This window comes from Robiginitalea aurantiaca (assembly GCF_030380815.1).
In the GTDB taxonomy this organism is placed as follows: domain Bacteria; phylum Bacteroidota; class Bacteroidia; order Flavobacteriales; family Flavobacteriaceae; genus Robiginitalea; species Robiginitalea aurantiaca.
In genome coordinates, this window is the sequence record NZ_JAUDUY010000013.1 from 48,796 (window position 1) to 63,429 (window position 14,634).

General features: G+C 46.5%; 13 protein-coding genes and 1 tRNA gene. 9 read left to right on the top strand and 5 right to left on the bottom strand.

Annotation, left to right across the window (positions count from 1 at the left end; translation table 11 throughout):
• Positions 1-10: 10 nt before the first annotated feature.
• The 5 genes from QU605_RS14695 to QU605_RS14715 all read left to right on the top strand — a co-directional run bounded on the left by QU605_RS14695 (position 11) and on the right by QU605_RS14715 (position 4,922).
• Positions 11-631 (top strand): hypothetical protein, encoded by a 621-nt coding sequence (locus QU605_RS14695; RefSeq protein WP_289726085.1) that lies wholly within the window; start codon positions 11-13, stop codon positions 629-631.
• A complete protein-coding gene (locus QU605_RS14700) occupies positions 631-1,269 on the top strand; it encodes a potassium channel family protein (RefSeq protein WP_289726086.1) in 639 nt (212 codons plus the stop codon). Before QU605_RS14695 ends, QU605_RS14700 begins: the two co-directional genes overlap by 1 nt.
• 45 nt (positions 1,270-1,314) lie before the next feature.
• Positions 1,315-2,037 carry a DUF3575 domain-containing protein gene (locus QU605_RS14705; protein WP_289726087.1) on the top strand — a complete coding sequence of 241 codons (723 nt, stop codon included), beginning with the start codon at positions 1,315-1,317 and terminating at the stop codon, positions 2,035-2,037.
• Positions 2,038-2,187: 150 nt separating this feature from the next.
• Positions 2,188-3,183 (top strand): DUF4421 family protein, encoded by a 996-nt coding sequence (locus QU605_RS14710; protein ID WP_289726088.1) that lies wholly within the window; start codon positions 2,188-2,190, stop codon positions 3,181-3,183.
• 251 nt (positions 3,184-3,434) lie between these two features.
• Complete coding sequence (locus tag QU605_RS14715) at positions 3,435-4,922, top strand: phosphatase PAP2 family protein (RefSeq protein WP_289726089.1); 1,488 nt, start codon at positions 3,435-3,437, stop codon at positions 4,920-4,922.
• A gap of 108 nt (positions 4,923-5,030) precedes the next feature.
• On the opposite strand, the gene QU605_RS14720 is transcribed toward QU605_RS14715, so the two are convergent.
• The 5 genes from QU605_RS14720 to QU605_RS14740 form a co-directional block, all read right to left on the bottom strand.
• Positions 5,031-6,185, bottom strand: coding sequence for a lactonase family protein (locus tag QU605_RS14720; protein WP_289726090.1), 1,155 nt, complete (start codon positions 6,183-6,185; stop codon positions 5,031-5,033).
• A gap of 214 nt (positions 6,186-6,399) precedes the next feature.
• On the bottom strand, positions 6,400-6,990 hold the full coding sequence (locus QU605_RS14725) for an outer membrane beta-barrel protein (protein ID WP_289726091.1): 591 nt from the start codon (positions 6,988-6,990) through the stop codon (positions 6,400-6,402).
• A gap of 10 nt (positions 6,991-7,000) precedes the next feature.
• On the bottom strand, positions 7,001-7,648 hold the full coding sequence (locus tag QU605_RS14730) for a DUF4136 domain-containing protein (protein ID WP_289726092.1): 648 nt from the start codon (positions 7,646-7,648) through the stop codon (positions 7,001-7,003).
• Positions 7,649-7,766: 118 nt separating this feature from the next.
• On the bottom strand, positions 7,767-9,224 hold the full coding sequence (locus tag QU605_RS14735; RefSeq protein ID WP_289726093.1) for a porin family protein: 1,458 nt from the start codon (positions 9,222-9,224) through the stop codon (positions 7,767-7,769).
• Between the two features lie 305 nt (positions 9,225-9,529).
• A complete protein-coding gene (locus tag QU605_RS14740) occupies positions 9,530-10,609 on the bottom strand; it encodes an AI-2E family transporter (protein ID WP_289726094.1) in 1,080 nt (359 codons plus the stop codon).
• Between the two features lie 224 nt (positions 10,610-10,833).
• On the opposite strand from QU605_RS14740, the gene QU605_RS14745 reads away from it, so the two are divergent.
• The 4 genes from QU605_RS14745 to QU605_RS14760 all read left to right on the top strand — a co-directional run bounded on the left by QU605_RS14745 (position 10,834) and on the right by QU605_RS14760 (position 14,452).
• The gene (locus QU605_RS14745) at positions 10,834-11,325 is read left to right on the top strand and encodes a pyridoxamine 5'-phosphate oxidase family protein (RefSeq protein WP_289726095.1); all 492 of its coding nucleotides are present in this window, start codon (positions 10,834-10,836) and stop codon (positions 11,323-11,325) included.
• 109 nt (positions 11,326-11,434) lie between these two features.
• Complete coding sequence (locus QU605_RS14750; RefSeq protein WP_289726096.1) at positions 11,435-12,196, top strand: exodeoxyribonuclease III; 762 nt, start codon at positions 11,435-11,437, stop codon at positions 12,194-12,196.
• Positions 12,197-12,360: 164 nt separating this feature from the next.
• Entirely contained in the window at positions 12,361-14,268 is a 1,908-nt protein-coding gene (gene acs / locus QU605_RS14755; protein ID WP_289726097.1) for an acetate--CoA ligase, read from the top strand.
• A gap of 110 nt (positions 14,269-14,378) precedes the next feature.
• A tRNA-Arg gene (locus QU605_RS14760) sits at positions 14,379-14,452 on the top strand.
• Positions 14,453-14,634 lie beyond the last annotated feature (182 nt).

The following is a 14,634-nucleotide window of genomic DNA, read 5'->3' on the forward strand; positions in this document are numbered from 1 at the left end:
TCCAATTTCAATGAATCATGAATTGGCATCTCCGGAATCTATTTACCTGCAGCGTTTAAGCAGGTTTATCGACGTGGTTTACGCCCTTTTGTTTTTCCATTTGATCATCAACTATCTCCCGGCTTTTGAGAGTATGGATTGGACGCACAAACCCCTAGGGCTTTTGAGCCATCTGATCGACAACAGGTCGGAGCTCTTAAGGATCTTTATCGGCGGTGGGCTGGCCCTGCTGTACTGGAATCAGAATAATAATTTGTTTAAAAACCTGGTAAAAACTGACGGGAAGCATGCCCTCCTATCCCTGGTTCAATTATTTTTAGTGGTCCTCTTCGTATATTTTGCCATTGCAGATCCGGGTCTGGAAAGCCAGTCTTCTCCGGCCCTGCAGGCTGGATGTCTGGCCCTGGCCGGTTTTACCAGTATTGGTACCTGGCTCTATGCCGCGAAACACAACCTAATACGGGAAGGGATTGACAAGAAACAGGTCAACGACATTGCCAAGGATAACCTTATGGAGCCTTTAACTGCTGTGGTTAATGTAGGGCTCGCTTTTGTGGGACCCATGGTTTGGACCCTGGCGTGGTTTGCGCTGCCTCCTCTGTTTGTTTGGATTTTGAAAAAACGTAAGTGATGATCCATAAAGTAAGTGTATTCCTGAAAGAAGATGTTTCCTCTTCAGTTTTATTACTGATTTGCTGCTTGCTTTTTATCTTCATCCTGCCTGCACTTGAAATGCACTCAGATGTCTACTCCATTTTCTTGTTCGCGGTGATTATGCTCCTGGCGGCTTCCGTGATCAGTAAAAGGGCCATCATGGTTGGCCTGGGCGCTGTCCTTATAGAAGTTTCCACACGTGCCACCGATTTTATCTATTTGCATTACCTTGCTGAGATTACCAGTAACCTGTTCATCATTTTTATAGTAGCCTCGGTGATTCGTCATTTAATGAAGCAAAAAAAGGTTACGGTTTATAGCTTAATCGATGCCGTGAACGGCTATTTATTGCTGGGTATGATGTTTATCAGCTTAGTAGCCTTTTGCGAAGTGTATATTCCTGGTTCCTATAATGCATCAGGAAACTCAGAGATGGAATTCATCTATTACACAATGATTACCCTAACAACTGCAGGATATGGCGATATTACCCCTAAACTACCGGCGGCCCAGTCCCTGGCAATGTTTATTGCAGTAACCGGACAGTTTTATGTGGCTGTAATTGTGGCCATCCTCGTTGGCAAATACGCTAGCGTACAAAGTGCTTCGGAGTAAAGAGAAAGTAGCTAAAAGAGTACAAACACACTAAAACCAGAAATTATGAAATCAATTGTGATCACCCTCCTCTTACTCTTCGTACTCGTCCCTGTCTCAGCTCAGGAGGAAACCCCATTGCCATTGAGGGATAACGAAGTGAAGCTGATGTTTACGGATCTAATCAACGGTTCGCTTTTATTGGGGTATGAACGCGCTTTTGGGAAGCATATTGGCGTCAATCTTTTGGTTGGCTACAAAGGAAAAAACGGCCTTTTGAAATTATCCGGATTAGACACGGATTTAATTAAAACAGGCGATCTGACCTATAGTGGTACACGAATCATACCTGAATTCAGGTATTATCTAAAGGAAAGAACCAGTGGAATGGCCAATGGGTTTTATTTTGGGGCCTACCTCACATTTATAGGCTACCAATCCGATTTTGCAGGAACCTACACCAATGAGGACGGTAGTTTCGATTTTTTGTACGACCTCAAAGTCAATACGAATTCAGTTGGTTTGATGATCGGATATAAATTGGCCATAGGTAAGCGTTTTAGTTTGGATTTCCTGATTGCGGGTCCGGGTGCGGGGAGTTACCGGGCCAAATTCAGGGAAGTCGTTCCGGCACCTGATGCGTTCTGGTTCGACCTGAACGAAGCCCTTGAATTGTATTCGCTTGCAGACTTAATCAATGCCGATTTTGATTTTGGACCCAATAAGCGAAATGACAGCCTCTTGCTTCCATCATTCAGGTATGGCATAACCCTGGGGTATTCATTCTGAGCAAAATCGCTAGGACAAAAGCAGGGGACAACCCGTCCGATCTACTGATAGGGCGTGCGAATAGTTAATCTTTGGGATTCCAGGAATTCGCCAGGGTAGGAGCTCCGGTAGCGTAAGGGGAGTGTTTCAGGAATCATGTTGAAATTTAAGATGCAGACTAACTTCAATATAGGGCTTCAGAAGCATGCGCTGTCTGCCTTTCTGATGGTTCTAAGTACTATTTGCGGCCTCAGGGCCCAGGACAGCCTGAACATCCTGGATTATTCAGACAAGTTGCTTCTTCGGGTATATACGGTAACCAAATTAAATACGCTTTCCATTCAAAACAGGGAGGCCGATAAGCTGTTGATCCTGGAGCCCAATGGAAACACAAATCTGGGTTTTGGGTTTAATTATAAAAAATTCGGGCTGGGAATTGCTTTCGGGCTACCGCGGTCAGAAGACCGTGACCGTGTATATGGAAAGACACAACGATTTGATTTACAGGGAAGTATGTACGGCAAAAGATTTGGTGCCGACGGTTTTTTCCAGGCCTATAAAGGGTATTATAATTCGAACCCAAAAGATTTTGTGGATTGGACCAATGACGCCTTTCCACAGCTCAATACTATGAGGGTCCTGTCTGTTGGCCTCGCGGCATTTTACGTTTTTAATTCGGACCGCTATTCTTACAGGGCTGCCTATGTAAGGGATGAAATGCAGAAAGAAAGCGCGGGAAGTTTTCTTCTGGGAATATTCGGGAATTTTGACGAATCCAGAACAGATTCCGGATTCGTTCCGGAAGAGTTTCCTGAGGACCTCAGAAGGGAAATAGACGTAAAGGAATTCCAAAATCTCGCCATGGGTATTTCCGTAGGATACGCCTACAATCTTATCATAAAGAGAAGGTTTATTTTCGGGATGGCCTTGCTGCCCGGATTCGGGTACCAAAGGGTGACGGTTAAGGAACTGAATGACAATGTCAAAAAAGAAGATCAGCCGGCAGGTCAACTCCTGACCCGGATAGGACTCGGTTATGAGCACCCCAGTTTTTATCTGGGTTTGACAGGTTCTGTTAACCTGAGGAGTATTAACCTGGCCCCCTACGATTTTAACCTGGCCACCACCCAGTTCAGGTTTGTCCTGGGTAAAAGGTTTGATATGTAAAATGTAATGCACATCTGGCTATTGAAATCTTTTGATTTTAGGACATCAAATGGTTTCAGTAGGGCAGAATAAAGTCGCGAAATACCGCATTTTGCGAAATATCGCGCAAGCTCGATGAAATGCACTGACAGAGACGGCTTCTGAATTGATATATATTCCTGTAAATCAGTTGTATGTAAAATTTAAAGTCCTGTTGGTACTATGGCATGGAAATTGGCTTCAGAATTTTAACACCAGCTAAACCTTGAATCATGAACATCAAAATTTTCTTTCTCCTTGTTTTGTTTTTATCAATAGGTCACGTTAGTGCCCAATATACATTTAGCAAAGAGGCCCAGGATGACGTCCTGAACAAGAATCCCTACACCTATCGGATTTCAGATGAGGCCGTGCTTTCGTATTGGAACGCACCCTCCCTTGAAGAGGGCCCTAAATTTGAATTGCCGTATCAAGCGGATACTACAAAATTAAAGTGGTCTAAGACAGATACAGGGAAATCCCTTATTGCATCCGGGGCCTTAATTGGTCTGGGTTTATACACGTATAAGGATAATGGTTTTTTAAATCGGGTTTCAGTAAAGGAAAATATAAACAGGTATTTACCGAATTTTAATGATGACATCGATGACTACACCCAATACATTCCATATGCTTCGGTTTATGCGCTGGATGCCTTTGGGGTAAAGAGTAAGCACAGTAACTGGCGGAAGACAACCACCATAGCCACCGGGGCGGCGGCTAGTCTTTTGGTCATACAGGGTTTAAAGTACGGAATCGGGGAAACCCGTCCGGATGGTTCTGCCGACAATTCTTTTCCTTCCGGCCATACGGCTACGGCATTTATGGGCGCCCATATCCTGCATAAGGAATACGGCGAACGCAGTATTTATTACAGTATAGGAGGTTATCTCCTGGCTACTGTCACTGGGGTGTTTCGCCAACTCAACGACAAGCACTGGATCTCAGATGTACTGGTGGGTGCAGGCCTGGGGATAGCGATTACAGAATTCTCCTATTTTGCCAACGAAAGGTGGTTCTGGGGTGATAAAGGCATTAACGAGATAGAATATCAACCGGAAAAAGAACCCAATTATTTGCGGCCTTCATATCTGGGTGTTAAAGTGGGATGGGCCGGACTTACAGAATCCTTTGTAAATGACGATTCGGGCTTAAGCGCGCAAAACGGTTTTGGTATTTCTGTTGACGGAGCCTGGTTCTTCTCCAGAAATTTTGGATTAGGGGCCGAGGTCGGTTTCCAGAGTTTCCCGATCCGGATCGCCCAGTCTATTCAGGATGAGATTCGCCCTGACGGCTATGAGTTCATATTCCAGCCGATGGGTAATACCAAGAACCTGATTGGCCCCCATGCCCAGATTACTAAGGAGAAGAGTGCTTTGGGCGTCAAAGCATTATTTGGAGTAGCTAAAATTGCAAATACAAAGGTCTATTTAAAGAATCTTGAGTCAAATGATCCGACTACGGAGGATGATATAATCTATGCGGAAATTGATCCGGTACTGAAGTTCGGCTGGAGTGTAGGAGCGTATTACCGTTTGCTGATAAACAAAAGACTGGCTGTGGGCCTCTACGTGGATTACAACGCTACGGATCTCGAGAGTGACCTGGTGTATATCACAGACTTCGATCAGAACGATAACCCGGTTTATGCCCAGGAGCGCATTTCATCCCCCTTCAATTCCATTAGTGCCGGTGCTTCCTTCAATGTTATGTTATGGTAAAAAGGAATACGGTCTATTGGAGACGGGGAAACCCTCCCAGGAATTGCTCAAGCATATGCTTCAGCATGGAGGATAATGTGTTTTGGGAATTGAGGCTTTAAACAGCGATTAGTCAAACAAGATACATACGGGAGAGGGTGCGTCGATCTGGTCGGTGTAAAAGAGCAACCCTGAAACGGTGTCTCTACGGAAGGCAACAATGGTGCTGGTCGTCTGATTGGCAACCAATAGGAACTTGTCATCCGGTGAGATATTAAAGTTTCTGGGGGTTTCGCCTAGGGTAGCTTCATGGCCGAGGAACTTCAGCATCCCTGATTCCGGATTAATTTCGTAGATCGCGATACTATTGTGCCCGCGATTGGAGGCATAGAGAAACTTTCCATCAGAAGAGATCCGGATGTCTGCACAGGTATTTTCATCGGTAAACCCATCGGGCAGGGTTGAAATAGTTTGGCGAATTTCCTGAGGTATCCCTGAGGCATCCGTTATCATAAATGAAACGGAAGAGCTGAGCTCATTGATGACGTAAATCCAGGGGCTTTTTGGATGGATTACCAAATGTCTGGGCCCGGCACCGGCCTCCATAGAAAAGGTACTTGGTTCTCCGGGAACAAATTTATCTTCCGCCCGCTCAATTTCCGAGAACCACAATTGGTTTGTGCCCAGGTCTACAGAGATGATCTCCCCTTTTTGCGTGAACCAACCCGAGTGGGCGTGAGGTGCATCCTGTCGGGGATGAGAACCCCTGCCGGTATGCTGCTGAACATCCAGCAGGTCGGAGAGTCCACCATCTTCAAAGACTTTGAGCAGGCCCATATTGCCCCCGCTGTAGTTGGCTACTACCACATATCCGGCCTGGTCCGCAACCACATGGCAGGGGTGGGCACCGCCCGTGGGTTTACGATCGATAAGCGAAAGGGTGTCGCCGCCTATTTTAAAGGAACTCAAATACCCGGTTTGAGCATCATCACTAACCTCATTCACAGCCAGGAGATATTGGCCATCTGGTGAAAGGGCCAGGAAAGACGGATTTTCAGTTTCGGCCATAAGTCCGGCCGCACGCAGGGATCCATCCCCGGCAAGGAAGAATTTATAGATGCCTTCGCTGTCTCCATCGGTATACGTGCCAACATAGAAAGGCACTTCAGATGAGGTTTGTTCACTGTTTTCCTGGACTGGAGCGTCTGATTTGGTCTTCTTAGATTCTTTGCAGCTCATGGATAAGACGAGTAGGAGGGTAAGCACATTCCTTAAAGCAGACATTGGCGCGATATTTTGAGTTCACTCTCTGCAATATTAAGGGAATTCGATGAAGTATTGCCCGATCGCAGTCAAGTTATGGAAACGATAACGGACCCGAAATCCAGAAATCAAATCCTGAAAATAATCGGGCCCGTTGTGTTTTAAAGCACTGCCACATATTCCTTCAGCCACTGAAAGGGCTACTGTGCAGGGGACAGTGGAGGCAATTTGAAATTTAGTTCTTCCAGACTACACCCACATTAAAGGAGAAGAAAGGAAGGCTGGGAACATCGCCGCCCGATGCCACATACTGGTACCGGAGTGCAGCCCTTATACCCACGCCCTGGTAACCGATTTGGTAATCCATTCCCAATTCTGGTCTGAGGCCGAATTGCCAGGCTGTATTTTTGCTGGTAAACAGTCCCACGTCTTGTTCAAGGCGGTTATACACGAGTCCGACGCCCAAAGAGGCATACGGTTCAAAATTCCCGGATGTATCAAAAAAGTACGTGCCCGTTGCAAAGACGGGAAAACTATTCAGATAATTATACCGGAACCCGGAAACGGATTCCGTGCCTGCCGTTTCGGTCAGATAACCCAGATTATCGCTGAATACACGCCATCCTGTGCTGAAGCCCACCCCAAAATTGTCATTTAACAATTTGGAATAATCAACATCGACGCCTCTCCAGCTTGTGGAAGGAAATAATTCTGAGGTTTCTCCCGTGGGAAAAGCTACGCTATAGGTAATGGCAAATTTTGACTGGCTATAGGCTGTAAGTGTGAAAACCAATAAAAGTAACGCCGTTAGATATCTTCTTTTCATGATGCTTCTTTTAGTTGTTATCAAATGGGGGTTGCTTAAATGCCTGGTCAAGGTTCCTGTCGATTCGGCCAATGATGTTTGCATCACTCCCTTGTAACAATCCATTGAGGGTTCCGGTCCAGATGACGGGAACTTCATTCTCCGTCAACCCGTCCGCAGCGGTCATTTGAATCAATAGGGTTCCCGTAGTGTATCCGGAAACGTAGCCGGGAGCATATCCCGGGTACCCCCATCCTGGTCCGCAATACCAGGGGTAATACCAGCACCAGTAACCCGGATTGTATACGTATAGAAATTGGGTGTCAAAGGCAGAAGCCAGGATAATCAGGTCGGGACCTGCTTCTTCGTCAACTTCGGTGTATCCCTGGGCATTCAGATTTTTTCTGAGATTATCAAGGATGACATTGCTGAACTCGGGGTCGATAAATTCAGGCGGATCATTCGGGTCCCGGCTATCGTCAAGCAGGAGTACGGCTTCCGGCAGGGAATAGGTATAGTCTGCATTAAAACTGTAGTCCGGAGAATAGTTAGTATAGACCACATCGTATTCCTCTACGAATTCAGGCCTGTCCGGGTAGCAGCTTACAATCAAAAATGCCAGGGCTACACTAGCCAACAGCCCGAGATTTTTCAGGGGTTTTACCAAAGTGTATTTCATCTTTTTAATAGTTTTTCAATATCCTTACAAAATTACCAAATCCCATTCTCTTTAGTAGAGGATTTCAACGAAAAGACAATTCGAGTTTCATAAAATCTTGGGAGAACTAACTCTGGATTTAGTCTGAGGAGGGGGCATCACCGCTTAAACTAAACTTACGGAAGTAAAAGGTGTAGCCGAGCAGGAGCCCGAAATTGCTGTAGGTTGCCTTTGAGATGGTCGTGGAGCCAGCAACTAAATCCGGATTTTCAGGGTTGAAGCCTCCGGTTTGTTCATAGGAATTATTGCTCCCGCTACTCAGGAGTAAGCCGAGGCTCAGGCTACTGTTCTTACGGTTGAGGGTTACGCCGCCTGAAAAGTGATAAATGTCCCAATTGCTGATGGTCGGCTTAATGCCAGCCCCATCATTGAGGTCCTGATCGTAATAGGACATGTCGGTGCGGAAGCCTCCCAGTATGGAAAGGGATTCACTCACTTTATATTCGTAGCCCACCGCCGCATTAAAAACCGCTTTGGCCCCGGAGCGCAAACTCAGGAACTCATCACTCTGCAGTTGCGGTGCAAGGTCAATGGGCCGGACAAAGGATCCGGGTGCAGGTTTCATGACATCGTAAAGGTCTATACCTGCGAAGTACTGTAACGCGACGCCCACATGGGATCGATTAAAGGTATGGTTGGCACCCAAAGCCACTGAAAAAGGGGATTTATAGGTTGTTTTTAGTTCAGATTGTCTGTCGGTTGCCACTCCGCTTATTCTGTTATCATCTATTAGTTTAAGATTTCGGACCGCAATATTGGAGGCAACAGTTCCATTTCCGAACAGGTTCAATGAGGGAGTGGTAATGGTCAGGCCCAAATCCCAGTCGTTCTTTTGGTAGACTACGCCAAATTTGGCGACATAACGGATATTGAAGTAGTCCGCATTTTGAAGAATATTCCCCCCGATCAGGCTGTTTTCAGTGTCATTTAAAAAAATATAGGTGGAAAGGGAGCGCTGGTAGTCCAGAGACCTACTGGTAAAAAGATTACTAAGGCCCACGGACCAGTTTTCATTCAGTTTATGCCCCAGCCCAATGGCGACGATCAATTCGGAAGTTCTGTTGGTAATGGAGGCCTCAGCTACCGTTTCTTCATCGCCGATACTCTCAGAATCATCGACCAGATCAAAATTACCATCTGCCCTTGCAATGGCTTTAAAATTAAAATCGACCGGGGCGATGATTGCATAGCCCACTTTCCATTTTTCATTTCCAGTGCGGATCATCCCTCCTGCCAGAAGGGGTACCGAACCGAGCCGACTACTTTTAAAATCAGCTTCATCTCCCAGGGCATTTTCAACCTTGATACTTTCAACCCTGTAGGCATTGGCGTTTATAGAAATAGAGGATTCCTTCAAAAAACCCAGGGCTCCAGGATTGTAGTAGATCATGGTATTGTCATCTGCACCACCCAGAACAGCTCCGGATAACAAAGCCGTACGCGTTCCGAATTGCTGTGTCCAGTATTGGCTGTCCTGACCCAGAACCGGAAGGGTGAGCATGGTAAAAAGTGCAGCCGTAACGAGGGTTTTTTTCATGGTTTGTCGGTATTTAGGTCATCAATGGAGCGATTAAGTTACATAAAACCCGTGATTTCAACCAATTCAAAACGGGAAACGTTTCTGGTACAGAAAGGGGCCGGGCTCTATGTGCATTGCATCCCCGTGAAGGCTTCGGAAATGGGCTGCAAAATCGGATCAGACTCATGCGCAAAAGAGTCCCGGCAGGTTTTGAGATTGCAGGGTTGGGGTTTATATTTAAATAGGGTGGGGGTGGGGTCCCCTGGCGCTATGACGGGATTTTCTGGCCTGCTCAAAAATATGCTAAAGGCCTCCCTGAAACTTCAATTATCCAAAACCTTCGTGTTTTGGGGCTCAACATCTGGAGTATCGTTTAACCAGGCCACCATCAAAAGGTAGCCCATGGAGAGGACGATGGCACCGATAAACAAACCGATAAACCCCATGGTGACAAACCCCCCGATCACACCCAGAAAAATAACAGGCATGGGTACAGGGGCCCCTTTTCCCAGGAGAATGGGTTTAAGGAAATTATCAGATAATCCGGCGAGCATAAGGAAAACAGACCAAAGAATAGCGGATAGGGTTCCCAAAGTAGAGAATAGGTATAGAATCACCGGGAGCACAACAAGCACAGTTGGTAATTGCAGGATGGCGAGAATCAGGACAAGTAATGCCCAAATGCCTGCATAAGGGACTCCGGCCAGCAAAAACCCAACCCCGGTTAAAAATGCCTGGATCAGGGCTACACCCAGCACACCTTTCACGACATTATTTACGGTACGCTGTGAAAGATCTGCAAATTCCTTCCCCCTTGGACCAATAACCTTGACGAAGATCTTATCAGCGGTTTCCTTCGTGCCAGGGGTTACCAGTAAAACCCCCGCGATAACGGTGGATAAAATAAACTTAACCACGCTACCCCCTATACTCAGAAGGCCATCGATAAAACTTTTACCATATTCCGCAAGGACATCCTTATTACTCATAATAAATCCCTGCAAGTTCTCAGAAGCACTTTGCCACGCATCAAACAACGGTTTACCTACAAAAGGCAAGTCCGCTATCTCAGGAGTCGGAGGCGGGATCGTCAGGGTATCCGCCGCAAAACGACCCTTGAGTTCCCGAACGCCCTCAATGATGGATTCAACGAACAGCAGGCTGGGTATGATAATAATAGCAAGCCCTATAAGGACTAAAAAAGCAGCAGTGAGGACCTTTTTGTTTTTAAACCTGGGCAAGAGGGAGTTGTACAGGGGAGACATCGCCATGGCAAGGATGATCGACCAGACCATAACATGCAAAAAGGGCATAATCAGCGACAGGCACCAAAAGAGCAGCAAGCTGAGCAGAATAAGCCTCAGGTACGTATCGACGATGGGTCTGGCTTGGTGATCTGACATTTGTTTTATGGGTTAAGGCGTTAATTGTGTGTTCAATATAGGCATAAATCAAATTTAACGGTATAGATCGCAATGCACCGATCCAAAAAATATATACGCTCATGACCGATATCATTTGGGTTTCATAGCGCTGAACCTAATTTTAGCATTAACCTCGGGCTGCCTCGTTTTTTTTGGGGCGCCTCTGAATCAAAAGAGGGGTGAATCCTGAAAATAATCTACATATGGAACCACTGAAGCGGACCATCGAAGAATCCGGAACCATCGAAAACCTGTCCGAAGGCCAGGTTCACAAGCTGCTGGCAGACCACTGCGTGGGTAGTTTGGGATACATCGCGCATAACAGGCCCTATGTTGTGCCGGTAACCTATTTTTACAATAGGGATGACCAAACCATTATCAGCTACGCTACAGAGGGGCATAAAATAACTTCGCTTAGGGAGAATCCTGAGGTTTCACTTCTGGTATACCACAAGGAGGGTATGAATTGGTGGCGCTCTGTTCTTCTTCACGGTGTGTTTGAAGAATTGCATCAGCTCGAGGCCAAATACCAGCTCAAACAATTCTGTGAAGGAGTGCGTAAAGTACTCGTTAAACAGGGGATTCAACCTACTGAATTTATAAATGAGTTCTCCAGTAAAGCAGCCTCACAGGACATCCCCGTGGTATACCGCATACAAATACAGGAATGGACAGCTCGACGTCGGATCGGATGATGCACTTATTGCCTTTCGCTCCATAATAGCCATATTCAAATGGAAATCTTCTTCCGTCCTTTACAATGGGGATATCTTAATGTATTTTTGATGTTCTAAAAGTCTGCCGATGCAACTCATATCCTGGAATGTCAATGGAATAAGGGCCATTGTTCAGAAGAACTTTCTGGATCAAATAAGAGACCTCCACCCGGATATACTCTGCTTACAGGAAATAAAGGCAGATGAAGCCACGGTTCGGAAACAGTTGGAATCGCTCTCAGCGTATACCATCTATGTGCACCCGGCCGAGAAAAAAGGATATTCCGGAACGGCCATCCTTACACGGACCCCTGCGCTTTCCCTGCAAACCGGTCTGGATAAAGATCCATTTATACCGGAAGGTCGTGTTCAATGCGCTGATTTTGATACTTTTTACCTTTTAAATGTGTATGTGCCGAATTCGGGTCAGGGTCTTACAAGATTGGACTACCGGGAGCAGTGGGATGCTGCTTTTCTGGATTACGTCAACGGACTACGCGAGCAAAAACCGGTTGTGGTCTGCGGGGATTTAAATGTCGCCCATAGGCCGATCGATTTAAAGAACGACAAGTCCAATTACAATAAGACTGCGGGGTATACCCAAACAGAGATTGACGGGATGGATCGATTGCAGGCCTCCGGACTCGTGGATATTTACCGGGAACGCAATCCGGACAGGGAGGCCTATACCTACTGGAGTTATCGGTTTAAGGCCCGCGAGCGAAATACGGGCTGGCGCATCGATTACTTCTTGATCAGCCCTGAGTTACGCCCAAAAGTCAAAGATGTGACCATCTATAACCAGGTCATGGGCTCTGATCATTGCCCTATAGGACTTACGCTGGCCTGAAACATTGGTGTAATTCAATGGCTCTGATTTCCGGAGCGTCAAATGCCTTTGGTTTATACCCGAGCAATCAAGACCTGAGAGCAGATCCACTTGGGGTTTTGGTTTGTTTTCCTACTTTTATAATTCAACCTGTACACTCGGAAAACGGTTAATAAATCATCCCTATGAGTAACTACCACATTAAGCATTTAGAGGAATACTTCCAGGTTTATCGCAAATCCGTTCGAAATCCGGAGGGTTTCTGGGAAGAAATTGCAGAAGAGCATTTTTCCTGGAGAAAAAAATGGGACCGGGTCCTCAGTTGGGACTTTAAAAAACCAGAGGTTAGCTGGTTTGAGGGAGCAAAGCTAAACATCACTGAAAACTGCCTGGACCGTCACCTTTCCGTTCGAGGAGATAAAACGGCCCTCCTCTTTGAACCCAATGACCCCAAAGAGGAAGCCCGGCATATTACCTACAGGGAATTGCACGGTCGTGTTTGCAAAATGGCGAATGTTCTCAAGGCTCAGGGTGTGGGCAAAGGTGACCGGGTTTGTATTTACCTGCCGATGATTCCAGAGTTAGCGGTATCGCTTCTGGCATGCGCCCGGATCGGGGCAATTCACTCCGTGGTATTCGCCGGTTTCTCCTCAACGGCCCTTGCCACACGCATCAATGACTGTGATTGTAAGATGGTGATCACCTCAGATGGCTCTTATCGGGGCGCAAAGACCCTGGACCTGAAAAGCATTGTGGATGCTGCCCTGGAAAGTTGTCCGGGAATTACAGAAGTACTTTTAGTCAGGCGAACTGGAAACCAGGTAAATCTCATAGAAGGTCGGGACCATTGGTTGGAGCCTTTGCTGGAGGAGGCTTCTGAAATCTGTGAACCGGTAATCATGGATGCGGAGGACCCGCTTTTTATTCTTTATACTTCAGGTTCCACGGGCCGGCCCAAAGGAATGGTCCATACCTGTGGGGGGTATATGGTCTATACAGCCTATACGTTCAAGAATATCTTTCAGTATAAAGAGGAGGATGTTTACTGGTGTACGGCAGACATTGGGTGGATCACCGGCCACTCTTATATCGTTTACGGACCTCTGGCCAACGGTGCCACTACGGTAATGTTCGAGGGTGTACCGTCCTATCCGGATTTCGGCCGCTTCTGGGAAGTTATTGAAAAACACCGAATCAACCAGTTCTATACGGCTCCCACGGCCATACGTGCGCTTGCCAAGGAGAATCTCGAATTTGTAGAGACGTACGACCTCTCATCCCTGAAAGTACTCGGCTCTGTTGGGGAGCCGATTAACGAAGAGGCCTGGCACTGGTATAACAACAATGTCGGCAAGAAACAGAGCCCTATAGTGGATACCTGGTGGCAGACTGAAACCGGGGGTATTATGATCAGCCCCATTCCTTTTGTAACTCCGACAACCCCGACTTATGCGACCCTTCCCTTTATCGGGATCCAGCCGGCGCTCATGGATGAGGAAGGGAGGGAAATGGACGGCAATCAGGTATCGGGAAGGTTGTGTATTAAATTCCCCTGGCCCTCCATGGCCAGAACCATATGGGGCGATCACCAACGGTATCGGGACACTTATTTCTCCGCCTTTGAGAACAAATATTTCACGGGTGATGGCGCCATGCGTGATGCTGTGGGGTATTACCGGATCACGGGACGCGTGGACGATGTAATCATTGTATCGGGCCATAACCTGGGCACCGCTCCCATTGAAGACTCTATTAATGAGCATCCGGCTGTCGCTGAGTCTGCCATAGTTGGTTTTCCGCACGATATCAAAGGAAACGCACTTTACGGTTTTGTGATACTTAAGGAAACCGGGGAAGGGCGAAACCGGGATAACCTTCAAAAGGAAATAAACCAGCAAATTACCGAACAGATTGGGCCCATTGCCAAGTTGGACAAAATACAGTTCGTTTCGGGCCTTCCAAAAACACGGAGTGGTAAGATCATGAGGCGAATCCTCAGGAAAATTGCTTCCAAAGACACTTCGAATCTCGGGGACATCAGTACCCTTTTGAATCCGGAGGTGGTTGAGGAAATTATAGCCAACGCCCTATAGATTTGCAGCTTTGTCTCAAGAATGATTTCAAGTTTACGGGGGATACCAGATTTCAGCTTTATTTATTATCACAAATAAGGAGGTAATTGTATATTTGCGCCTCTAAATAAGGTCGCGTAGCTCAGCTGGATAGAGCATCTGCCTTCTAAGCAGACGGTCCCAGGTTCGAATCCTGGCGCGATCACTTAAGAGTGAAAAGTCCACGAAAGTGGACTTTTTTGTTTGAACGAGATTTGAGTTTACTCAAAGATCGAAGTGAAAACAAAAAAAAGCAAAGCGCAGCTTTGTTACTTTTCAATTAGACTACGGATTATAAAGGATCACGCGCGTAGCGCGTAATCCTTCTTACGGCTATCGGGATTTCTA